A 20,316-nucleotide genomic window follows, 5' to 3' on the forward strand; every position below is an offset into this window, starting at 1 on the left:
CGAACCGCCGCTCCTACAGTGGGCAATGAATGGCGATCATTGTCCAGGGGGTAGTGACTGGCGGCTGCTTATGGCCATGCGGTGAGCGCCAGCCGCCCCCACTACAACGGGCTGATGTACTTCCAGTCCGACTCGTCAATGTAGATCCCGTTCGGCCCGCTCCCACCTTCCAGATCGATCGCCACCTGCGCCGATACCTGCGGCTTGACGCTCGCCAGGATCGGCACGAAACCCAACTGCTGGCTGGTTTCCAACAGCGCCGCCTGGTTGCGCTCGTCGATGTCGGCGGCTTCGTCCAGGTAGTAGGGCAGGCGGATGCGGCTGGCCAGATCGCGGTCCATCAGGTGCAGCAACAGGTACATGTTGGTCAGCGCCTTGATGGTCATGGTGGTGCCGTTGGACGCCGCGCCGTCGATGTCGGCATGTATCACCGGCTGGCCGTTGATCTTGGTGATCTCGAACGCCAGTTCGAACAGTTCCTTGAGGCCCAGTTGGTTATGGTTGGCCGCGACCAGGCGCGCCAGGTACTCCTTGGCCTGCTCGTTCTTCTGGTCCTGCTCGACGCTATGGCTGAGGTCGAACACCGACAGCGTCTCGCCTTCCTCGTATTGCCCGGCGCTGTGGATGATCTGGTCGATGTGGCGCAGGGCTTCCTTGTTCGGCGCCAGCACCACGCGGAAGCTCTCCAGGTTGGAGACCTGACGCTTGTTGATCTCGCGGTTGAACAGCGCCAACTGGTGTTCGAGGCTGTCGTAGTCGCTGCGGATGTTGCGCAAGGTCCGGGCGATGTCGGTGACCGCCGCGCGGCGCGCCTTGGCCAGGGTCAAGGCTTCTTCGCTGCGGTGCGAGTAGGCGTTGATCAGCAGGTGCAGGCGCCGTTCGAGATCCTCTTCGTTGTCGAACTTGGCCACGCCTTTGAGGCGCACCTGGGCGTAGAGCATCTCGATCTGGTTGTCGACCCGTTGCAGTGCCTGCCAACTGTCCTGATAGTCGCTCAGCAGGGGCAGCAGGTTGTCCATGGAATCGTCGATCACCTCCATGAACGGCGTGCCCTGCGGCAGGTCGCTGGGCAGCAGTTGGCGCCGGCGCAGGGCATCGTCCAGGGTGCGCTGTTTGGCCTCCATGTCGGCCAGTTGCCGGCCGACCAGTTGCAGCTTGGCCGACAGTTGCTGCACGCGCTCGGTGAACGCATCGCTGGAGCGCTTGAGCTCGTCCTGGGCCGCCTCCAGTTGCGCCAGCTGCTCGAGCTTTTCCCCTTCCTCGACGCTCAGCGTCTGGCTGCGGCGGAACGCTTCCAGCGCATTCTGCGCATCCAGTACCTGCTGGTACAGCGCCTCGCTCTGCGCCTTGCTGGCGCTACGGTCGTGGGCCACCGACCGCTGGGTCTTGAGCTGTTTGAGCTCCTTTTCCAAGCGCTCCTTCTGGTCGCGCAAGGCGGCGCGGTCGGCCAGTGCCTGCAACGCGGGCGGGTCGATGTGCGACAGGTCGATGGACAGGCCCGGCGCTTCGAAGCGCTCGCCCTTGAACTGATCGAGTACCGCTTCCAGGGTCTTGACCCACTGCGCGCCGTCATCCAGGGCGATGCCGCGCTCGCCCAATGGCAGGCTGAACAGTGCGCCGTTGAACAGGCGCATCAGGCGGTCGACGTCCGGCTGCGAGAACTCTTCGCGCAGACGTGCATAGCTGTTGTTGTCGGCATGATCGAGCTGCTGACACACGCTTTTCAGGCGCTGCTCCAGATCGCGCAGGCGTTCGTCGAGGTCTTCGCTGGAGAACTGCCGCGAGTGGGCCAGGGCGCCGGCCAGCTCGTCATGGGCGTCCTTGGCCGCCAGCAGTTGCTGTTCGAGCTGCTTCACGTCGTCGACCAAGGCGAAGCGCTGCTTGAGCACCGACAGCTCGCCCAGCCAGCGCTGGCAACCGGCAATTTCGCGCTCCAGGCGCATCAGCTCCTGGGTGCCGCTGCGCTGGGTGTTCTGCAGGTTGTCCTGCTCGCTGCGGTAGTGCTCGGCCTGGATCACCAGTTCTTCGCGGCGCGCCAGGGCGTAGTCCTGCCAGGTGCCGAGCAGGTTGTCGAGCAGCGGGGAAATCTTCTGCAACTTGCCGCGCAGCACGTCGCGCTGGGCCACGCCGCCGGCCAGGGCTTCGATCAGCGGGCCGGCGGTGACCAGGGCGTTGTAGTCCTGCTCCATGCGGCGCACGTCGCGGAACGCTTCCTCGCAGGCGGCGATGTAGTCGACGCTGCCCGAACGCAGGCTGTGTTCGAAGGCATCGAGGAACAGCTGCTTGAGCTTGGCCGCGGTGATCTCGCGCATGTGCAGCAGGTTGATGAACAGGGCGCGGAAGGTCTTGAGGCTATGCTCGCTGGTCGAGCGCAGCGGGATGAGGGTCAGGTCCAGCGGCACCGAGGTGTGCCCGCCGACCAGCAGGCGGCGCAGCTCGTCCGGCTTGAGTTCGTAGGCTTTGAGGCCATGGCGTTCGAGGTTGGCGAACAGCTCCTTCTGGCGCAGGCAGGTGTCTTCGTGCTGGTAGTGGGCCAGGTCCAGCGCGCCCTGGTAGGCGAAGAACTGGTGGCCGAAGCCGCCGCCCGGGCCGCGACCGACCACGCCGACCACGTGTTTGCCGTGGGGCAGGTCGAGCTCGCAGAGGATGTAGCTGGTGTCGCTGGCGAAGTAGAAGCGCCGCGACTGCTCCAGGCTGTACTTGCCGAAGCTCATGTCGGACATGCGCGCCAGGATCGGGAACTGCAAGGCGTTGATCGACGCCGACTTGCCCAGGTTGTTGGCCCCGTACACCGACAGCGGGTGTTCCAGCGGGAACAGGCCGAGGCTGTAGCCGGCCGTGTTGAGCAGCGCGAAGCGCCGGATACCGTAACGTTCCTGGCTCATGCGTCATGCTCCTGCTGTTCTTCGCGGATGGCGCGGGCCAGGGCTGCGTCTTCGTCTTCGTCCGCAGGTGCTGCGCTGTCGTCGCTTTCATCGGCCAGGGCCGGGGTCGGCAGGGGCAGGGCGCTGTGCAGGGTGGCGGCCAGGTCGCGGTCCTGCTGCACCGACAGGCACACGTCGAGGAAGCGGTGCATCGGCGGCAGGAAACGGTACACGCCGCCTTCCTCATGGGCGAAGCCCAGCTGCGTCATGCGCCGCAGGATCTTCTCCTCCAGGTCTTCGACGCTCTGCACCTCGGCCTGCTGGAACAGCTCGCGGTACTTGTCCAGCAGCGACGGCAGTTCGTCGCGGCCCAGGCTGCCGCCGTCGAGCACTGCCAGCGGGTCGCGGCCCTGGTCGGCGAGGTGCTCGACCAGGATGAAGGTGAACAGCGACAGACGTTGGGCCGTCTTGTTGACGTGCGCGGCGGCCTGCTCGGGAACGAAGTAGTAGAAGCCGCGGGTGTCGCACACCAGCTCGAAGCCCAGGGCCTTGAACAGGGTGCGGTACTGGTCCTGGAAGTTCGACAGTTGCGCGTACAGCTCCGGGTCGCGGCGGCTGACGTGGAAGCCTTTGAACAGCTCGCGGAAGATCGGTGCCAGCTGGGACAGTTCGGAAAGATCAAGATGCATGGACGGGGCTCGCATTGGAGTCAGGCGTGGCGTCGCGGCTGGAGCTCAGGGCGCAGGAGTGCAGGCTGACCCGGTGTTCGCGGGTGGCGTAGTCGCGCCGCTCGAGCCGCTGGCGGCTGAAGCGTTTGTCCCGCGACAGGCGCGAGAACCAGTACAGCAATTCGTCGGTGGCGCCTTCGGGCTCCTGCTCCAGCAACCAGACCATGAGGTCGGGCATCGGCAGGGCCGCTTCGCAGCGCTGGAGCATTTCCTTGACCGTGCGTGGCGCCTGGGCCGGGTCGCGCTCGGTGCGGTGGGCCTTGGGAAAGCGCGTCGGCTTGGGTTCGAAGCGGGCCAGGGCGTACACATAGGCTTCGACCTGGCTGGCGCTGCCCAGAAACGTGCTTTGCGGCCGGGTGAACAGCGGCAAGGCGGCATGGGGCAGGGCGTCGAGGCCCTTGCGCCGGATCACCGCCAGGGCCAGGGCGGCGCCGCGGGTCACGGCGTTGTGCCGACGTGCTTCTTCGCGCAGCGGCAGCAGCAGTTCGCGGGCATGGCGCAAGGTCAGCTGGGCGCTGGTCTGCATTTCCAGGATGCGCGCATGGGTGCGCAGCAGCATGTCGTCGTCGACCAGATGGCCCAGCCGCGCCTGTTCGCCCAGCAGCGTGAGCAGCACGCTTTCCACCTGGCGCACGCCGCGCTCGAAGGCGCCGTCGGCGTTGACCAGCTGGATCATCGGCTCGACGTATTCGTCCCAGGTGGCCAGCACTTCGGCATAGCGCTGGCGCAGGGGGATCTGCCGGCTGCTGGTCTTGGCCCGCTCGGCTACCGCGACCAGGGCCTGCTCGTCGTTGTCGAGCTTCTTCAGCACATCGCGCACGCGCATGTCGAGCAGGCGCAGCTGGCGCGCCAGGTCGTCGCTGTCGCGGTTGTCGAACGCGTCCTGGATGTGCCCGGCCAGGCGTTCGAGGTGGCGCAGGTAGGCCTCGATCTCCAGGCACAGGCCGAGGCGGTGTTCGCGGCGCAGGTAGGCGAGGAAGTCGTGGATCTGCGCGTTGAGCTCGAAGCGGTTGGGGCTCTTGGCCACCGGCACCAGGATGTCCAGGCGAATCCATTGATCGAGCAGCTGGGTGATGTCCTGCGGCGTGCTCTCGGGCTGATGCCGCGCGAGGTGCTGGCGCAGCTCGACCAGGCTCAAGGTGCCCTGGTCGAAGCGCTCGCACAGCGGTTCGAGCAAGGCCCAGTGTTCGGCGAGGGCGCGCAGGACGCGCTTGGGTTCGATCATGGTGGGTCGACTCGTTGCCCGGTGAAAGGCGGCGATTGTACTGCATACGGGGGGCCGGGTTTCACCCCTTGGGCATAGGGCGCCTGTGCTTGCGCGGGGCTGCCGAGTGCGCGCCGACAAGGCTGGCGCAGAGGCGGACAGGCAATGGGGCTGGCAAAGAAGAGCCAGATAAGGCTTTCCTGGGCTTTCGACAATCGGGCGTCGCTTTGCCGGCGCAGCGAAGCGAGCAGGCGCAGGCCACATTTTCCGTCCGGGCGTTGCGGTAAAACCCGTACAACAACGGTAGAATGCCGACCTGTTTTCCCCGGACGACCTTGCCGTGCTGACCGAGCCCCGCCGCCGCGCCTACCTTTCCGCCATGCAAGTGGTGCACTGGCTGCCGCGCGCCGAGCTGCCGTTCGCCGCGCCTTCGCGGCCCGAACTGCTGCTGCCGGTGGCGCTGCCCGACGAGCCGCTGCTCGACTCTGCGCCCGTGGCATCCGCCGCTCCAGCCGCCACGCCCGCAGTGCGGCCAACGCCGCGCCCCGCCGAGCGGCCGAAGATCGAGGTGCCGCGCCCGGCCAGTACGGCCAAGCCTGTCGTCAAGGCAGCCGAGGCCGAGCGCAAGGCACCGGCGGCCAAGCCCGCACGCGTCGCCCCGCCGCGCTTCGCCCTGCAATTGCTGCGCGCCGGCCACTGCGCGCTGCTGGTCGAACTGGCCACCGGGCAGCCGTTCCAAAGCCGCGACCCGTCGTACCTGCTGCTCAAGGACATGTTGCGCGCCGCCGGCCTGCCGGACGCTCCGCAGATCGTCGGCGAGCCGGTGCGCTGGCCGATGCTGATGCGCGGCAACCTCGACCAGGGCCCGGACGCGGCGCGCGAATTCGTCCAGGCGTTCGTCCAGGCCCGGCTGGAGGACGCCCCCTGCGCCTGCCTGTGGCTGGTCGGCCTGCCGGCCATGCGCTTTGCCGGCGCCGCCGAAGAATCGGCCTACTACCAAACGCTCGAGGTCGAAGGCCTGGGCACCGCCTGGGCGCTGCCGGGCCTCGAACTCCTGATGGACGAGCCGCAGCGCAAGGCCGATGTCTGGAAAGCCATGCGCCAGCTGATGGCGCGCTGGAAACCCGTTGCATGAGTGACTCGATCACCTTCCGCCCCATGACCGAGGCGGACCTCGATGCCGTGCTCAAGATCGAATACGCCGCCTTCAGCCACCCCTGGACCCGCGGCATCTACCAGGATGCGCTCAAGTCCTACGAAGTCTGGTTGATGTTCGACGGCCAGCAGCAGGTGGGGCATGGCGTGATCAACGTCATCATCGACGAAGCGCACCTGCTCAACATCACCGTGAAGCCGGAAAACCAGGGCCGCGGGCTGGGCCTGCGCCTGCTCGAACACCTCATGGCCCGCGCCTGGCAGCTCAACGGCCGCGAGTGCTTCCTGGAGGTGCGTGCGAGCAACCAGTCGGCGTACCGGCTGTACGAGCGCTTCGGTTTCAACGAGATCGGGCGGCGCCGCGATTACTACCCCTTGGCCGGGGGGCGGGAGGATGCGTTGGTGATGGCCTGTACGTTGTTCGAAGACTGACCGAGCCGGAGGCGCTCTTACGTTCTGTGCGGTAAGACACAGCGTGGGGAGGAGGGTAAAACTTACCCGCGTTTCGTTGGACTAATGCCGGTGACATATCCCCTTACAGTCTGGAGATCCACCGACATGCACGTCTCGTTCCGTCCCCATTGGCTCCTGGCCGCCGTCCTTCCTCTCGTGCTCGCCGCCTGCGGCGACAGCGAGCCCGACCAGCGCGCGGCCTTCAAGCAGTTCCTGCAGACCCGTATCCTCGACAAGCCAGGGGTCCATGTACCCAAGCCCAGCGAAGACGAATCCAAGGCGTTCGGCGACTATGCCTCGCACTACGCGGTGATCACCGACTTCAACGGCAAGATGGACGAGAGCGTCAAGCCGCTGGGCAACCTGGTGAAAACCATTTCGGTGCGTTCGTTGAACGATGTGATCGACCACCGTGCCGACCTCAAGGCCGCCCAGACCGGGCTGAACGACATGGGCGAGCACCTCAAGCAGTACCAGGCCCATGCCGACGCCGAGCATGCCAAGCTCAAGCAGCCCGAAGACCTGAAAGCCGTCTACGACAAGGCTTACGACCGCACGGTCAGCGCACCCACCACTGCCTTCATGGAAGTGCTGCCGCAGATCGACACGGCCATGAATGCGATCGCGGACGTAGGCGATTACGTCGAAGCCCATAAGGCGCAGATCCAGATCAACGGCTCGCAGATCACTGTCCAGGACCCCAAAGTCCTGGAAGCGCTGAACGCCCGGCTGCAAGCGGTGAACGCCCAAGGCAAGGCCGTGCAGCAAGCGCAGACGCGCATGCAGTCGGTGATGTTCGGGCGCTGAGTGCGTCGCGCCGGGCGCGAGTCGGGCATCGCGGCCACGCGGCCTGTGCAGGCGACGCTTTAGGGGCGCGGTTGCATAAAAGGGTGTGGGGCCGGCATGCGATGCACGAGCAGTAGCCAAGACACTGAAGCCCGCGCCATGCGGGCTTCGCTGTTTCTGCTAGGTGCGAAGGGCATGGGTTCATACTTCGAGAGGGCTGGTGCCGGGCAGCGTGTCACTCGGCACTAGGCCTTGCCCGGCCGGCCGGACATACTGGCGCAATACCTTCCGACCTCTAAAATTCCTCGCCGTGCGGCCGATAGCCTGACACCCCCTTTCGCGTCGATTAGCGGTACGCCCATGCCCGAAGATCTTTTCTCCATGACCCCTTCCACGCACCGTCGCTCGGGCGTAGCGATCATCCGCGCCTCGCTGTTGAAGTTCGTAGGCCTGTTGACCGGGGTGTTCCTGCTTGCCGGTTACCTGATCCTGTACTTGGCCAGTGACCTGGATCGTCGGGAGGAGGGCGAAAGCGCGTTCCATGTCCGCAAGGCCGTGCGAACCATCGAAAAGTCCATAGGCGCCACGGTCAAGGATTATGCGTTCTGGGGCGATGCCTACAAGCACCTGCACACGACCATCGACACCGAATGGGCCTACGTGCGCCAGAATGTCGGGGCGACGCTGTACGCCGACTACGGCTTTGGGGGGCTGTTTGTAGTCGATGCCGCCGATCGAACCGTCTACTCCGTCATCGGGGGGCAGTTGCAGGCCGTGGCAGCGTCCGACTGGCTCAAGCGATCGCTGCCACAGATCTTGGTCAAGGCGCGAGCCGGGGGCGACGCACAGGCGCCGACCACGCTGTTCGTCGATGTCGGCGGCCGACCCGCCTTGGTAGGCGCCGCAGCCATTACGCCGGGCACCGATCCGACCGTGACGGTCGACGATGGACCGGCTTCGGTGCTGATTTTTGTCGACATTCTCGAAGACAGCAGGTTGCAAGCACTCGGCAAGGACTACGGCGTGGAGGGGCTGCGCATTGCCACGGCCGCCGAAACCGATGGCCCGCATGTGCTGGCGCTGGGCGAAAACGGTGCGGCGGGGCGTTTGCAGTGGGAACCGGAAAAGCCAGGCCAGCGCCTGCTGAGTATGGGCTTGCCCTTGATCGGTCTGGCCGCGCTTCTGGTCTATCTGATGGCCTGGGCGATCTTGCGCCGCACTACGGCCAGCGCTCAGGCGCTCGATGCCAGCTATGAATCCTTACAGCGCAGCCAGGCGGCGCTGGCGATCAGCGAAGCGCGCTTTCGGGATGTGGTCGAAGCCAGTTCCGATTGGGTCTGGGAGATCGATCGGGACGGGCGCTTCACCTATTTGTCCGAGCGCTTCGAAGCCGTGACCGGGTTGGTCAGGCATGACTGGCTAGGCGCGCCGATGGACCGGCTGCTGTGTACCGAATTGGGATCGGTGACGCAGTGGTTGGGCATTCCCAACCGTCGGCCGGACGTCAGTGTCGATTGCCGCTATCTCGATACCAACGGCCGCGAGCGCGTCACCCGTCTGTCCGCCAGGGCCATGGGCGATCTGGCCTTCCGCGGCACCGCGACCGACGTCACGGAAGAAATCGAGTCGCGCCGGCGCATCGAATTCCTTTCCCAGCACGATGCCTTGACAGGGCTGCCCAACAGAACTCGGCTCAGGGCGTTCCTCGACGCCAAGCTCGCCCAGCGGCCGACGGTCGATCGGCCCTTGGTCATGCTCAGCCTGGACCTGGACCGCTTCAAACCGGTCAACGATCTGCTCGGGCATGCCGCCGGCGATACGGTGCTGAGCGAAATCTCCAGCCGTTTGGCCAATCGTGTCCGCCATGGGGACTTGGTGGCGCGTATCGGTGGCGACGAGTTCGTCCTCATCCTGACCGACCTGAAACGCCAGGACGAAGTGGAAGCGCTGTGCAAGCAGCTGATCGAGGCGATCGAGCAGCCCGTCCAGGTCGGCGAGCAGGAAGTGTTCGTCAGCGCGAGCATCGGTATCGCCCTGGCCCCCACCGACGCTGCCGAGGCCACCGAACTGTTGCGTTACGCCGACATCGCGCTGTACGCGGCCAAATCGTGCGGGCGCAACACTTGGCGCTTCTATGCCAGCGACATGAACTCGAAGATCATCGAGCGCCGTCGCCTGGAAAACGATCTGCGTTTCGCGATCAAGCACGGCGAGCTATGCCTGCATTTCCAGCCGCGCTTCCGCATTGCCGATGGCCGAATGGTGGGCGCCGAAGCGCTGGTGCGCTGGCAGCATCCCGAGCGTGGCCTGATTCCACCCGATACCTTCATCCCCATCGCGGAAGAGACGGGTTTGATTCTGGCATTGAGCAACTGGGTCATGGAGACCGCCTTCCAGTACGCCACCACCTGGCCCGAGCATCTGTTCGTCTCCGTCAACCTGTCGCCCAGCGAGTTCAAGCGGGGCAATCTGGTGGAGCGTGTGCAGCAGGCCTTGCAGCACGCCGGAATCGAAGCGCGGCGGGTGGAGATCGAGATCACCGAAAACGTCATGCTGGACGATGCGAGCCTGGCGCTGGACATCATGCAGACGTTGAAGACGTTGGGCATCCGTATTGCGATGGACGATTTCGGCACGGGCTATTCGTCGTTGAGCTATCTGCGCACCTTCCCCTTCGACGGGTTGAAGATCGACCGCAGTTTCCTCTCGAAGCTGGGAACGGGCGAGGAAGACCAGTCCGTGATCAAGGCGATCGTCGGTTTGGGGCACGCGCTGTCGCTGACCGTGACCGCCGAGGGCATCGAAACCCAAGAGCACATGGCGCTGTTGAAGTCGGTGATGTGCGACGAGGGCCAGGGCTATTTTCTGAGCCGGCCTCTGGATACCGAAGGCTTCAACGCTCTGGTGCGGGTCACCCAGGATGCCGGGGTGTTGGAAAAGAGCTGAGCACGGTGCCCACGCAGCAGAAAGACTCCTGCGTGGGGTGTGCGGGCGCCCGTGCAGCGCCTAGAACCAGCGCATCCCCTCGAACGGGTTCCAGCTTTTCGAGCCTTTGACGCGCGTCAGGTAATAGCCGTAGTTGGCGCTCAGGCCATACATCGCTGCCATGGCGCCGTTGATGCCGTATTCGATCCCGCGAGGAAACGTGAAGTCGAAGGCGATCTCGATCAGGCCCAGGCCAAAACCGATGGCCAGATTGATCGCGATCAAGCCGAGGTTCTTGCGCCACATGCCCAGCACGAAGAAGTAGACGATGCCGAAGAAGAACGCGATGAAGTTCATGGAGATCAGGCGGCGTTTCTTCGCCGGGAGTGCTTTGAAGGCCGCTTGATAGGCCGGCGACTGTGGCCCGCCGTATTGCTCGAAGAAGGCGAAGCGCTCCTGCCATTTTTCGCTGAGTGGGCTGTCGTCCGTTGAACGCGCGGGTTCGAGGTCGGCCATGGGTGAAGCTCCTTTTAGTGGTTCGTCGAAGGTGGAACATTGTCCTGAACGCCCCGGGCAGCCCGTTGCAACCACAGGCAGCGAGCCGGACGGCGTGTAAAGCCTCGGTGTAGATCGGCTGCCGCTCATTGGGTTCGGGCCGGCAGGCGCGAAGCGCTTGGAACTGTTAAGCCGTTGGCACTTCGCAGGAGGGTGTCGTCGGTGCAATCGGGGTCGGGCAGTGTGCCGGGTGGCTAGCCTCAAGAGGGAGCGGTGCGTGCTTAGGCCAAGGTGGGCTCGGACCAAACGGCGGAAAGAAAAAAGCCCGCACAAGGCGGGCTTCTTCGTTGCTTGACGATGTAGACATCGCCTAGCGGGAGTTTGGTGGCTACACAGGGACTTGAACCCCGGACCCCAGCATTATGAATGCTATGCTCTAACCAACTGAGCTATGTAGCCAACTGGCGCGCATTATTCTCTTCACCGGCACCTCTGTCAACACTCCATGTGAAAAAAATTCGCACGCTTTCAGACGCTTAGGCCGATGCCTTCGATCACCGCACCAGCAACCACTGGCCGAGCACGTCGTGGAACGTCAATCGTTGAGCGGCGGCCAGGCGCTGGAGGGTGTCGGCAGGGCGGTCCAGATCGAAGTCGCCGCTCACCCGGCGATGGGCCGTCTGTTCGTCCAGCAGCCACAGCCGTTGCCCTCGGTAGCTCGCCAACCGTTCCAGCACCTGACCCAGCGCCAGGTCCTTGGCGATCAGGTGGCCCTGGCGCCAGGCGTCTGCGGTTCGCACGTCGATCCTTTCCGCGCGATGCAGGCCCTGGGCGTCGAAGCCCAGGCGCTCGCCGGTCGATACCAGACGCTGCTCGCCGTCCTGCTGCACCACCACCTTGCCGTTGAGCACCTGCACTTCGTCGTAGTCGGCATGCCGAGCGACCAGTACGCGCGTGCCGAAGACCTGGATACGCGCCTTGCCCACCTGCACGTCCAGCTCGCGGCCGTCCAGGTTCACCTCCAGCAGCACTTGGCCCTGCACCAGGTGCAGATGCCGCACGCGGCCGCGCAGGTCGAGGTTCATCGCGCTGGCGCTGTCCAGGTGCAGCGTGGAGCCTTCGCTCAAGCGCACCACGCGCCGTTCGCCGGCCTCGGTGTGCAGCTGGCTGGCCAGGCGCTCCGCCCACGGCCAGTACAGATAGGCGAGGGCGGCCAGACCCAGCACGAACAGCACGCCCAGGCAGGCGCCGAGGCGGCTCTTGCGCAGCGTGGATACCTGAGGGCGTGGACGCGCCGGCACTGGCACCGGCTGCAACCGATGCAGGCGAGCTTCCAGGCTTGCATACGCCTGGGCGTTGACTGGGTCGGCGCACCAGGCGGCGAAGGCTTGGCGCAGGTAGGTGTCGCAGTCGGGACGTCGCAGCAGGGCGAACCATTCCAAGGCGTCACGATCGGGATCGGACAGGTCCTGCAAAGCGGGCATCGGGCTCATCGATCGGGCGGCTCGCAAAGAACGTGAGAAGGGCCGAAGCGGCAGTGGGCAATGTGCCAGCGATGCTATTTATATTGAGAACCATTTGCAAGTAAGGGCCGGATGGGTGGTAAAAAAGGTAGCTAAGTAACGAGTTGTTTCCGGATAATCGACCTCCACTTCGCCCACGGACGATCCGGCCATGGCCAGCAGCAGTACGCAGACCTCTACCGCCCCCAGCCCGGCAAACCCCGCCAACAGCCTGGTGATGTCGATCATCGGCTTCTGCGCCCTGGCGCATTTGATCAACGACCTGATCCAATCGGTGCTGCCGGCGATCTACCCGATGCTCAAGGTCAACTACGACCTGAGCTTCACCCAGATCGGCCTGATCACCCTGACTTTCCAGGTCACCGCCTCGCTGTTGCAGCCGTGGGTGGGCTTCTTCACCGACCGCCGGCCGACGCCCAACCTGTTGCCGCTGGGCACGCTGTGCACGCTGGTGGGCATCGTCATGCTGGCGTTCGTCGGCAGCTTCGCCATGATCCTGCTGGCCTCGGCGCTGGTCGGCATCGGCTCCTCGACCTTCCACCCGGAAACCTCGCGCATCGCGCGCCTGGCCTCGGGCGGGCGCTTCGGCCTGGCGCAGTCGACCTTCCAGGTCGGCGGCAACACCGGTTCGGCCTTCGGCCCGCTGCTGGCGGCGGCCATCGTCATCCCGTTCGGGCAGACCCACGTGGCCTGGTTCGGCTTGGCGGCGCTGTTCTTCTTCGGCGTCACGCTGAAGCTGCGCGGCTGGTACGTAGGCCACTTGAACCAGGCCAAGGCCCGCAAGACCGTCGCGGTGACCCACGGCCTGTCCCGTGGCCGGGTGGTCGGCGCGCTGGTGATCCTGGGGCTGCTGGTGTTCTCCAAGTACTTCTACATGGCCAGCTTCACCAGCTACTTCACGTTCTACCTGATCGAGAAGTTCGACCTCTCGGTGGCCAGTTCGCAGCTGCACCTGTTCCTGTTCCTCGGTGCGGTGGCGGCGGGCACCTTCTTCGGCGGCCCCATCGGCGACCGCATCGGGCGCAAGGCGGTGATCTGGTTCTCGATCCTGGGCGTGGCGCCGTTCACCCTGGCGCTGCCCTATGCCGATCTGTTCTGGACCACCGTGCTCAGCGTGATCATCGGCTTCATCCTGGCCTCGGCCTTCTCGGCCATCGTGGTCTATGCGCAGGAGCTGGTGCCCAATAGCGTGGGCATGATCGCCGGGATCTTCTTCGGCCTGATGTTCGGTTTCGGCGGCATCGGTGCGGCGCTGCTCGGCTATGTGGCCGACCTGCGCGGCATCGAATATGTGTACGACCTGTGCTCGTTCCTGCCGTTGTTCGGCTTGTTGACGGTGTTGCTGCCTTCCACGAAGAAGGCCGCACGCAAGTAGGCCGATGGCGCTGTGGCGCGCGGGGATCGAGACGACGTTTACGTCGACATCCCGCGCCCACCGCGCGCACGACTTCCCCGCTCGCCGGCCCAGCTCACCCCCTCGCGGCCGATTGACGGGGCAGGGCGGCTGGCCTAGAGTCGCGGCTCCTGCCTCTTCCTACAGCACACCTCATGCGCCGCCTCTCCATGCCTTCGCTAGCCTGCCCGCCTGACCTTCAGGCCCGGTATCGCGCCTGGCCGAGCGACACGGTGCTCAAGCGCCGGCGCAGCGTGCTGTTCGCCTTCACCTTCTCGCCCCACCCGTACCACGTCTGATTCGCGCTGCCGAGCCGTAAGGGGTTGGCTGTGCCCGTATCCGCGCTTTCGAGCGTCGGACGATGGAATCTATGCGGCCTACGTCTGCAGGGCCGCCGAACGTGTCTTCGAGGAACGATGTGATGAACCTGCGTTTGTTGGTGGGGTTGCTGTTCGCAGTGTCGGTGGTGGGCTTCAGTCTGGGCGCGACCTTGCCGTTGGTGTCCCTGCGTTTGCAGGCGGCGGGTGCCGGCACCTTGGAAATCGGTATCGTCTCGGCGATTCCCGCCGCAGGCATGATGCTCTCGGCCTTTCTGGTCGATGCCTGCTGCCGGCACCTGACCCGACGGGTCATCTACCTGCTCAGTTTCGGCCTGTGCCTGGCCAGCATCGCCTTGCTCGACTGGGGCTTCGCGACGCTCTGGCAACTGGCCGTGCTGCGTCTGATGCTGGGGTTGGGCATGGGCGTGGCGATCATCCTCGGCGAGTCGTGGGTCAACGAACTGTGCCCGGAGCACAACCGCGGCAAGATCATGGCCCTGTACGCCACTTGCTTCACCGGGTTCCAGGTACTGGGCCCGGCGCTGCTGTCGCTGCTGGGCGCGCAGAGCCCGTGGCTGTTGTGGTTGGTGAGTGGGTGCTACGGCTTGGCACTGCTGTGCATCGTGCTCAGCGTGCCCAACGACCGTGTGGCGCACCCCGAAGACGACGCAGGCTTCGGCCTGGCCGGGTTCTTCCGCGTGGCACCGGCGCTGTGCATGGGCGTGCTGTTCTTCTCGTTCTTCGACGCGGTGGTGCTGTCGCTGCTGCCGATCTATGCCACCGGCCATGGCGTAGCTGTAGCCGTGGCGGCGTTGATGGTGACCGTGGTGTTCGCCGGCGACATGCTGTTCCAGCTGCCGTTGGGCTGGTTGGCGGACCGGGTCGAGCGTACCGGCCTGCACCTGGCCTGTGGCGTGCTGGCGATGCTGATCGGCCTGGCGCTGCCGTGGCTGTTGCAGGCGCAATGGTTGCTGTGGCCGATGCTGGTGCTGTTGGGCGCAGTGGCAGGCGGGATCTATACCCTGGCGCTGGTGCTGATCGGCCAACGCTTCAGCGGCCGCGACCTGGTGACGGCCAATGCCAGCGTGGGCTTGCTGTGGGGCATCGGCAGCCTGGTCGGGCCATTGCTCAGCGGCGCGGCAATGACGGCCGCGCCGCATGGGTTGCCGATGGCATTGGCGCTGATGGCGGGGTTGTTCGTGGCATTCGCCTGGCGTGCCTGTCGGCACGGTTCAAGCCATACCGAGTTGGCTAGGTAAGCTTCAGGCTCCTGTGGGAGCGGCCGGTTCGGCGCTCCAATTAGCCGCGATGGGCGGCAGGGCCGCCCCGATGGCTCCATTTTGTTACGGCAGGTCAGCCCTTGTCGCCTGGCCTGGGCGCAACTGGTCGATCATCAGGCCGCGGGCGATGCTGCTGAGGGAGGCGCGGGGTTGCTTGAGTGGCGCCGCCTGGCGCGCGCGCAGCAGGCGCACGAAGGTGTCTTGGGCGAGGTCCGCAGCATTCATGCCCAGGTCGCGACACGCAGGGTAAAGCGGCAGCCGCACCGACAGGCTTTATGGCCTGTGTCTACCTACCCAACCAGCGCAACGCACCGCGCCCGGCACGCACGCCGCTGGCAAAGCAGGCGGTCAACAGGTAGCCACCGGTGGGCGCTTCCCAGTCGAGCATCTCGCCGGCGCAGAACACGCCGGGCAGCATTTGGACCATCAGGTCGGTATTCAACGCCTCGAAGCGCACCCCGCCGGCACTGCTGATCGCCTCATCCAGCGGACGAGTGCGCACCAGGGTGATTTCCAGGGCCTTCATGGCTGCGGCCAGACGGCCCGGGTCGGCGAAGGTGGCCGCGTCGGTCAGTTCGCGCAGCAGCCCGGCCTTGACCCCGTCCAGCCCCAATTGCCCACTAAGGTGCTTGGCCATCGAACGCGAACCGCGTGGGCGCGCCAGGGCCTGGGCGATCTTGCCCACAGGCTTGTCGGGCAGTAGGTCGAGCAACAGGGTGGCCTGCCCGTCGCGCTCGATCGCGGCGCGCAAGGGTGCCGACCAGGCATACACCAGGCTGCCTTCCACACCCTGGGAGGTGAGGACGAACTCGCCCTTGCGCGGCGCAGCACCGGGCACCGACAAGGCGATGTTCTTCACCGGTGCGCCCGCGTATCTGTCGCGCAGCAGCTCGCTCCAACCCGCCACCTCGAAACCGCAGTTGCTCGGCCGCAGCGGTGAGATATCCACACCCCGCGCTCGCAGCCACGGCACCCAGGCGCCATCGGACCCCAGGCGTGCCCAACTGGCGCCACCCAGGGCCAGCACCACGGCGTCGGGGCGCACGGCCCGCTCGCCCTCGGCATCGACGATGCGCAAGCTGCCATCGGCGTTCCAACCCTGCCACCGGTGGCGGGTGTGGATAACCACACCGGCCTCGCGCAATCGCTTGAGCCAGGCGCGCAACAGCGGCGCGGCCTTCATGTCGCTGGGAAAGACCCGCCCCGAGGTGCCGACGAAGGTGTCTATGCCCAGGCCATGGATCCATTCGCGCAACGCGTGGGCGTCGAAGTCGTGCAGCAGCGGCTGCACGGCGTGCTGGCGTTCGGCGTAACGCGCCACGAAGGCGGGCGCGGGTTCGGAATGGGTGATGTTCATCCCGCCCACACCGGCCAGCAGGAATTTGCGCCCCACCGACGGCATGGCGTCGAACACCTCGACCGCTACCCCCGCCGCAGCCAGGACTTCGGCGGCCATCAGTCCGGCAGGGCCGGCACCGATGACGGCAACGCAAGGGGCAGGGCGGGGAATGTCGGTCATGGTCGGTGGCGAGCTGTGGAAAAAAGGGTCGGCATTCTACCCCAGCGCGTACGCGGACGACACTGTACGAAAAATGAACAGCTTGCTGTAGGCCAGGAGCCGTAAGGGCTGTGCAGTCTTTCACGCAGGTTATCCACAGTCGGTTCCACAGTGATTGTGGGTAAAGGGAAGCGGCCATAGTTTGAGACTGCGCCCGTGTCTGCGCTTTCAGGTCTGCACGGAAGACGTCTGTATGAACGATCGGACACAGATTGTGGATAAACGACCCGAGCCCGCTATTTTGAAAGGTTGTACAAAAAACGTACAAACCTCTGCAGGTCTTGCGTCATAAGGGCTACAGCGCTTTTCCAGCAGCTTATCCACAGCCGGTTCCACAGTCATTGTGGGTAAGCGAGCACCCGTGCCGCGCTGTGGTGAAGAATGCCGTGGCGGCGGGTGAGGGCGATGCGGTCCTTGCTGTAGCCGCCACCGATCACGCCCATCACCGGAATGTCGCGGGCCAGGCAACGGCGCAGCACGCATTCGTCCCGCGCCGCCACGCCGGCGTCGGTCAGTTGCAGGTAGCCGAGCGCATCGTCCTTGTGCACGTCCACGCCGGCGTCGTACAGCACCAGGTCCGGCTGGTACAGCGGCAGCAGGTAGTCCAGGGCCTGCTCCACCACCTGCAGGTAGGCCGCGTCGCTCATCCCGCGCGGCAAGGCAATGTCCCAGTCGCTGTCGGCCTTGCGCGCCGGGAAGTTCTGCTCGCAGTGCAGCGACACGGTGACCGCCTCGGGCGTGTCTTGCAGGATGCGCGCGGTGCCGTCGCCCTGGTGCACGTCGCAATCGAAGATCAGCACGCATTGCACGCGTCCGGCTTCGAGCAGGTAGCGGCTGATGATCGCCAGGTCGTTGAAGATGCAGAAGCCGGCCGGGTGGTCGTAGTGGGCATGGTGGGTGCCACCGGCGAGGTGGCAGGCGAGGCCGTGGCGCAGGGCCAGTTCGGCGGTCAGCAGCGAGCCGCCCACCGCACGTACGGTACGCCGCGCCAGGGCTTCGCTCCAGGGCAGGCCGAGGCGGCGTTGGTCCTCGCGGGACAGTTCGCCTTGCAGGTAACGGTCGATGTAGGCCGGGTCGTGGGCCAGGGCGAGGATGTCGCGGGGGCAGATCTCGGGCCGGATCAACGCCTCGTCACAGGTCAGGCCGCTCTCGACCAGGTGATCGCGCAGCAGGCGGAACTTGTCCATTGGAAAGCGATGCTCGGCGGGAAACTCCGGGCTGTAGTCGTCGTGGTAGATCAGCGGCAGAGGCATGGTCAGCTCGTGGGTAGGCCAGTGGGCATCTTGCCAGGTGCGCGGCGCTGGCGAACAGCGGCGGTGGCATAGGGCGCAGCAAGGGGCCATGGATTCGAGTTTCATCCACAGGCTGACGACGGTCAGCCATTGCCCTACGCTTGCCCTATCGCCCGCTGTAGAGTGCACTGCTGTCCTTCGGAGCCCCGCCATGACCCTCATCGCCACCCTGGAAAGCCCGCGCCTGATCCTGCGTCAGTGGCGCGACGAAGACCTCGACGAGTTTGCCGCGCTATGCGCCGATCCGCAGGTGATGCGCTACTTCCCGGCGCCCCTGACGCGCCTGGAGGCCGCCGCCCTGATGGGCCGTCTGCGCGGCCACTTCAACGAATACGGCTTCGGCCTGTGGGCACTGGAGCGCAAGGACAGCGGCGCCTTCGTCGGCATGACCGGGCTGCTCAACGTGGGGTTCGACGCGCCCTTCACCCCGGCGGTGGAGATCGGTTGGCGCCTGGCGCGGCGCCACTGGGGCCTGGGGCTGGCCAGCGAGGCGGCCTGGGCGTGCCTGCGCTGCGCCTTCAGCCAGATGCGGTTGCCCGAAGTGGTGGCGTTCACCACAGCCAGCAATCTGCCGTCGCAGAAGGTCATGCAGGCCATCGGCATGCAGCTCGACCCCGATGGCGCGTTCGCCCATCCGCGCCTAGCGGCCGACGACCCGTTGCGGCCGCACGTGCTGTACCGCATCGACCTTCAGCAATGGCTGCATACGGTACGCGCCTGAAGGGATCGGATGCGGGGTGATGTCGACAAACCCTGTATCATTCCCGTCCATGAAACGCCGTAGTGCGGACACGCCTTGCTAGGAGAGACAACCGATGAGTGAAGTGCTGGACGACCTGGTCGACCTGCTGAGCCTGGAAGCGATCGAAGAAAACCTGTTCCGCGGCCGCAGCCAGGACCTGGGCTTCCGCCAACTGTACGGCGGCCAGGTGCTGGGCCAGTCGTTGTCGGCGGCCAGCCAGACGGTCGAAGACGCCCGCCACGTGCACTCGCTGCACGGCTATTTCCTGCGCCCGGGCGACGCCAGCATGCCGGTGGTGTATTCGGTCGACCGGGTGCGCGACGGCGGCAGCTTCAGCACGCGCCGGGTCACGGCGATCCAGAAGGGCCAACCGATCTTCACCTGCAGCGCCTCGTTCCAGTACGACGAGGAAGGCTTCCTGCACCAGGCGGCGATGCCCGACGTGGTGGGGCCGGAAAACCTGCCGAGCGAACTGGAGCTGGCCAGCACCCTGTCCGCGCACCTGCCCGAGCGGTTGCGGGAAAAGGTGCTGCGGCCCAAGCCCATCGAGATCCGTCCGGTGACCGAGCGCGACCCGTTCAACCCCACGCCCGACGATCCGGTCAAGTACGTCTGGTTCCGCGCCGACGGCACCTTGCCGGACCTGCCCGCGCTGCACAAATACCTGCTGGCCTACGCCTCCGACTTCGGCCTGCTGACCACCTCTTTGCTGCCCCACGGCAAGTCGGTGTGGAACAACGACATGCAGATCGCCAGCCTCGACCACTCGCTGTGGTTCCACGCCAACCTGCGTGCCGACGAGTGGCTGCTGTACGCCACCGACAGCCCGTGGGCCGGCAACGCCCGTGGCTTCAACCGCGGCAGCATCTACAACCGCGCCGGCCAGCTGGTGGCGTCCTCCAGCCAGGAAGGGCTGATCCGCCACCGCAAGGATTGGGCATGAAGCTGCACGACATCCGCCACTGGGTCTTCGACATGGACGGCACCTTGACCGTGGCGGTGCATGACTTCGCGGCCATCCGCGTGGCGCTGGACATCCCGCCGCAGAGCGACATCCTCGGCCACCTGGCCGCATTGCCCGCCGACGAGGCCGCTGCCAAGCATGCCTGGCTGCTCGAACACGAACGCGACCTGGCCTTGGGTTCGCGCCCAGCGCCGGGCGCCGTGGCGCTGGTGCGCGAGCTGGCCGGGCGCGGCTGCCGTCTGGGCATCCTCACCCGCAACGCCCGCGAGCTGGCCCACGTCACGCTGCAAGCCATCGGCATCGCCGAGTGCTTTCCGAAGGCGCACATCCTGGGCCGCGACGAAGCCGAACCCAAGCCCAGCCCCGAGGGCCTGCTGCACATCGCCCAGGCTTGGAACGTGAACCCGGCGGAGATGGTGATGGTCGGCGATCACCACATCGACCTGGACTGCGGGCGGGCGGCGGGCACACGTACGGTGCTGGTCAACCAGCCGCACAACGACTGGCCGGAACTGGCCGACTGGCACGCCGCCGATTGCCGGGCGTTGCAGGTGCTGTTGGGGTGAGGTTGGACGCGAAGCTTGCGTTCGTTCTGTCGATTCTGGGTTGAGGCTATTGGGCCGGCAAAGCCGGC

Annotated in this window: 17 protein-coding genes, 1 tRNA gene and 1 pseudogene; 10 read left to right on the top strand and 9 right to left on the bottom strand. The window is 65.8% G+C overall.

Annotated features, from left to right (window positions below):
- Positions 1 to 101: 101 nt before the first annotated feature.
- The 3 genes from mksF to mksB are packed head-to-tail and all read right to left on the bottom strand — an operon-like array spanning position 102 to position 4,817.
- A complete protein-coding gene (gene mksF / locus B4M43_RS07200) occupies positions 102 to 2,885 on the bottom strand; it encodes an Mks condensin complex protein MksF (RefSeq protein ID WP_296265580.1) in 2,784 nt (927 codons plus the stop codon).
- Positions 2,882 to 3,553, bottom strand: a complete 672-nt coding sequence (mksE, locus tag B4M43_RS07205) for an Mks condensin complex protein MksE (protein WP_296265582.1) — start codon at positions 3,551 to 3,553, stop codon at positions 2,882 to 2,884. Before mksE ends, mksF begins: the two co-directional genes overlap by 4 nt.
- On the bottom strand, positions 3,543 to 4,817 hold the full coding sequence (mksB, locus tag B4M43_RS07210) for an Mks condensin complex protein MksB (protein ID WP_296265584.1): 1,275 nt from the start codon (positions 4,815 to 4,817) through the stop codon (positions 3,543 to 3,545). Before mksB ends, mksE begins: the two co-directional genes overlap by 11 nt.
- Positions 4,818 to 5,136: 319 nt before the next feature.
- Here mksB and B4M43_RS07215 point away from each other — a divergent pair, with 319 nt between their 5' ends.
- The 4 genes from B4M43_RS07215 (at position 5,137) to B4M43_RS07230 (ending at position 10,136) form a co-directional block, all read left to right on the top strand.
- On the top strand, positions 5,137 to 5,931 hold the full coding sequence (locus B4M43_RS07215) for an energy transducer TonB (protein ID WP_296265586.1): 795 nt from the start codon (positions 5,137 to 5,139) through the stop codon (positions 5,929 to 5,931).
- A complete protein-coding gene (gene rimI / locus B4M43_RS07220; protein WP_296265587.1) occupies positions 5,928 to 6,383 on the top strand; it encodes a ribosomal protein S18-alanine N-acetyltransferase in 456 nt (151 codons plus the stop codon). The genes B4M43_RS07215 and rimI overlap by 4 nt, the downstream gene beginning before the upstream one ends.
- Positions 6,384 to 6,509: 126 nt before the next feature.
- Positions 6,510 to 7,211, top strand: a complete 702-nt coding sequence (locus tag B4M43_RS07225) for a DUF3053 domain-containing protein (RefSeq protein WP_296265589.1) — start codon at positions 6,510 to 6,512, stop codon at positions 7,209 to 7,211.
- A gap of 339 nt (positions 7,212 to 7,550) precedes the next feature.
- Positions 7,551 to 10,136 carry a bifunctional diguanylate cyclase/phosphodiesterase gene (locus B4M43_RS07230; protein ID WP_296265591.1) on the top strand — a complete coding sequence of 862 codons (2,586 nt, stop codon included), beginning with the start codon at positions 7,551 to 7,553 and terminating at the stop codon, positions 10,134 to 10,136.
- A 60-nt stretch (positions 10,137 to 10,196) separates the two neighbouring features.
- On the opposite strand, the gene B4M43_RS07235 is transcribed toward B4M43_RS07230, so the two are convergent.
- The 3 genes from B4M43_RS07235 to B4M43_RS07245 form a co-directional block, all read right to left on the bottom strand.
- Positions 10,197 to 10,631, bottom strand: a complete 435-nt coding sequence (locus B4M43_RS07235) for a DUF2628 domain-containing protein (protein ID WP_296265593.1) — start codon at positions 10,629 to 10,631, stop codon at positions 10,197 to 10,199.
- Between the two features lie 361 nt (positions 10,632 to 10,992).
- Positions 10,993 to 11,069 (bottom strand) — tRNA-Met (locus tag B4M43_RS07240).
- 95 nt (positions 11,070 to 11,164) lie between these two features.
- Complete coding sequence (locus tag B4M43_RS07245) at positions 11,165 to 12,094, bottom strand: FecR family protein (RefSeq protein ID WP_296265595.1); 930 nt, start codon at positions 12,092 to 12,094, stop codon at positions 11,165 to 11,167.
- Between the two features lie 190 nt (positions 12,095 to 12,284).
- On the opposite strand from B4M43_RS07245, the gene B4M43_RS07250 reads away from it, so the two are divergent.
- The 3 genes from B4M43_RS07250 (at position 12,285) to B4M43_RS07260 (ending at position 15,105) form a co-directional block, all read left to right on the top strand.
- On the top strand, positions 12,285 to 13,508 hold the full coding sequence (locus tag B4M43_RS07250) for an MFS transporter (RefSeq protein WP_296265597.1): 1,224 nt from the start codon (positions 12,285 to 12,287) through the stop codon (positions 13,506 to 13,508).
- 188 nt (positions 13,509 to 13,696) lie between these two features.
- Positions 13,697 to 13,825, top strand: coding sequence for a hypothetical protein (locus tag B4M43_RS07255; RefSeq protein WP_296265599.1), 129 nt, complete (start codon positions 13,697 to 13,699; stop codon positions 13,823 to 13,825).
- A 122-nt stretch (positions 13,826 to 13,947) separates the two neighbouring features.
- The gene (locus tag B4M43_RS07260; protein WP_296265601.1) at positions 13,948 to 15,105 is read left to right on the top strand and encodes an MFS transporter; all 1,158 of its coding nucleotides are present in this window, start codon (positions 13,948 to 13,950) and stop codon (positions 15,103 to 15,105) included.
- 117 nt (positions 15,106 to 15,222) lie between these two features.
- Here B4M43_RS07260 and B4M43_RS07265 read toward each other — a convergent pair.
- The 3 genes and pseudogenes from B4M43_RS07265 to B4M43_RS07275 form a co-directional block, all read right to left on the bottom strand.
- Positions 15,223 to 15,348: pseudogene (locus tag B4M43_RS07265) on the bottom strand (sigma factor); the annotation flags it as partial.
- A gap of 64 nt (positions 15,349 to 15,412) precedes the next feature.
- Positions 15,413 to 16,645: a TIGR03862 family flavoprotein gene (locus B4M43_RS07270; protein WP_296265603.1), complete on the bottom strand. Its 1,233-nt coding sequence runs from the start codon at positions 16,643 to 16,645 to the stop codon at positions 15,413 to 15,415.
- A 377-nt stretch (positions 16,646 to 17,022) separates the two neighbouring features.
- Complete coding sequence (locus B4M43_RS07275; protein WP_296265604.1) at positions 17,023 to 17,937, bottom strand: histone deacetylase family protein; 915 nt, start codon at positions 17,935 to 17,937, stop codon at positions 17,023 to 17,025.
- Positions 17,938 to 18,127: 190 nt separating this feature from the next.
- On the opposite strand from B4M43_RS07275, the gene B4M43_RS07280 reads away from it, so the two are divergent.
- The 3 genes from B4M43_RS07280 (at position 18,128) to B4M43_RS07290 (ending at position 20,248) form a co-directional block, all read left to right on the top strand.
- Positions 18,128 to 18,697, top strand: coding sequence for a GNAT family N-acetyltransferase (locus B4M43_RS07280; RefSeq protein ID WP_296265606.1), 570 nt, complete (start codon positions 18,128 to 18,130; stop codon positions 18,695 to 18,697).
- A gap of 94 nt (positions 18,698 to 18,791) precedes the next feature.
- A complete protein-coding gene (gene tesB / locus B4M43_RS07285; RefSeq protein ID WP_296265608.1) occupies positions 18,792 to 19,661 on the top strand; it encodes an acyl-CoA thioesterase II in 870 nt (289 codons plus the stop codon).
- A complete protein-coding gene (locus tag B4M43_RS07290; RefSeq protein ID WP_296265610.1) occupies positions 19,658 to 20,248 on the top strand; it encodes an HAD family hydrolase in 591 nt (196 codons plus the stop codon). Before tesB ends, B4M43_RS07290 begins: the two co-directional genes overlap by 4 nt.
- The last annotated feature ends 68 nt before the right edge of the window (positions 20,249 to 20,316 follow it).

The organism is Pseudomonas sp. UBA6562, assembly GCF_002434265.1.
Lineage (GTDB): Bacteria > Pseudomonadota > Gammaproteobacteria > Pseudomonadales > Pseudomonadaceae > Aquipseudomonas.

What these genes read in the sequence shown, in the direction of transcription:
- mksF (WP_296265580.1), bottom strand. Translation starts at nt 2,885, where the DNA reads ATGAGCCAGGAACGTTACGGTATCCGGCGCTTCGCGCTGCTCAACACG.
- mksE (WP_296265582.1), bottom strand. Translation starts at nt 3,553, where the DNA reads ATGCATCTTGATCTTTCCGAACTGTCCCAGCTGGCACCGATCTTCCGC.
- mksB (WP_296265584.1), bottom strand. Translation starts at nt 4,817, where the DNA reads ATGATCGAACCCAAGCGCGTCCTGCGCGCCCTCGCCGAACACTGGGCC.
- rimI (WP_296265587.1), top strand. Translation starts at nt 5,928, where the DNA reads ATGAGTGACTCGATCACCTTCCGCCCCATGACCGAGGCGGACCTCGAT.
- B4M43_RS07225 (WP_296265589.1), top strand. Translation starts at nt 6,510, where the DNA reads ATGCACGTCTCGTTCCGTCCCCATTGGCTCCTGGCCGCCGTCCTTCCT.
- B4M43_RS07230 (WP_296265591.1), top strand. Translation starts at nt 7,551, where the DNA reads ATGCCCGAAGATCTTTTCTCCATGACCCCTTCCACGCACCGTCGCTCG.
- B4M43_RS07235 (WP_296265593.1), bottom strand. Translation starts at nt 10,631, where the DNA reads ATGGCCGACCTCGAACCCGCGCGTTCAACGGACGACAGCCCACTCAGC.
- B4M43_RS07245 (WP_296265595.1), bottom strand. Translation starts at nt 12,094, where the DNA reads ATGCCCGCTTTGCAGGACCTGTCCGATCCCGATCGTGACGCCTTGGAA.
- B4M43_RS07250 (WP_296265597.1), top strand. Translation starts at nt 12,285, where the DNA reads ATGGCCAGCAGCAGTACGCAGACCTCTACCGCCCCCAGCCCGGCAAAC.
- B4M43_RS07255 (WP_296265599.1), top strand. Translation starts at nt 13,697, where the DNA reads ATGCCTTCGCTAGCCTGCCCGCCTGACCTTCAGGCCCGGTATCGCGCC.
- B4M43_RS07260 (WP_296265601.1), top strand. Translation starts at nt 13,948, where the DNA reads ATGAACCTGCGTTTGTTGGTGGGGTTGCTGTTCGCAGTGTCGGTGGTG.
- B4M43_RS07270 (WP_296265603.1), bottom strand. Translation starts at nt 16,645, where the DNA reads ATGACCGACATTCCCCGCCCTGCCCCTTGCGTTGCCGTCATCGGTGCC.
- B4M43_RS07275 (WP_296265604.1), bottom strand. Translation starts at nt 17,937, where the DNA reads ATGCCTCTGCCGCTGATCTACCACGACGACTACAGCCCGGAGTTTCCC.
- B4M43_RS07280 (WP_296265606.1), top strand. Translation starts at nt 18,128, where the DNA reads ATGACCCTCATCGCCACCCTGGAAAGCCCGCGCCTGATCCTGCGTCAG.
- tesB (WP_296265608.1), top strand. Translation starts at nt 18,792, where the DNA reads ATGAGTGAAGTGCTGGACGACCTGGTCGACCTGCTGAGCCTGGAAGCG.
- B4M43_RS07290 (WP_296265610.1), top strand. Translation starts at nt 19,658, where the DNA reads ATGAAGCTGCACGACATCCGCCACTGGGTCTTCGACATGGACGGCACC.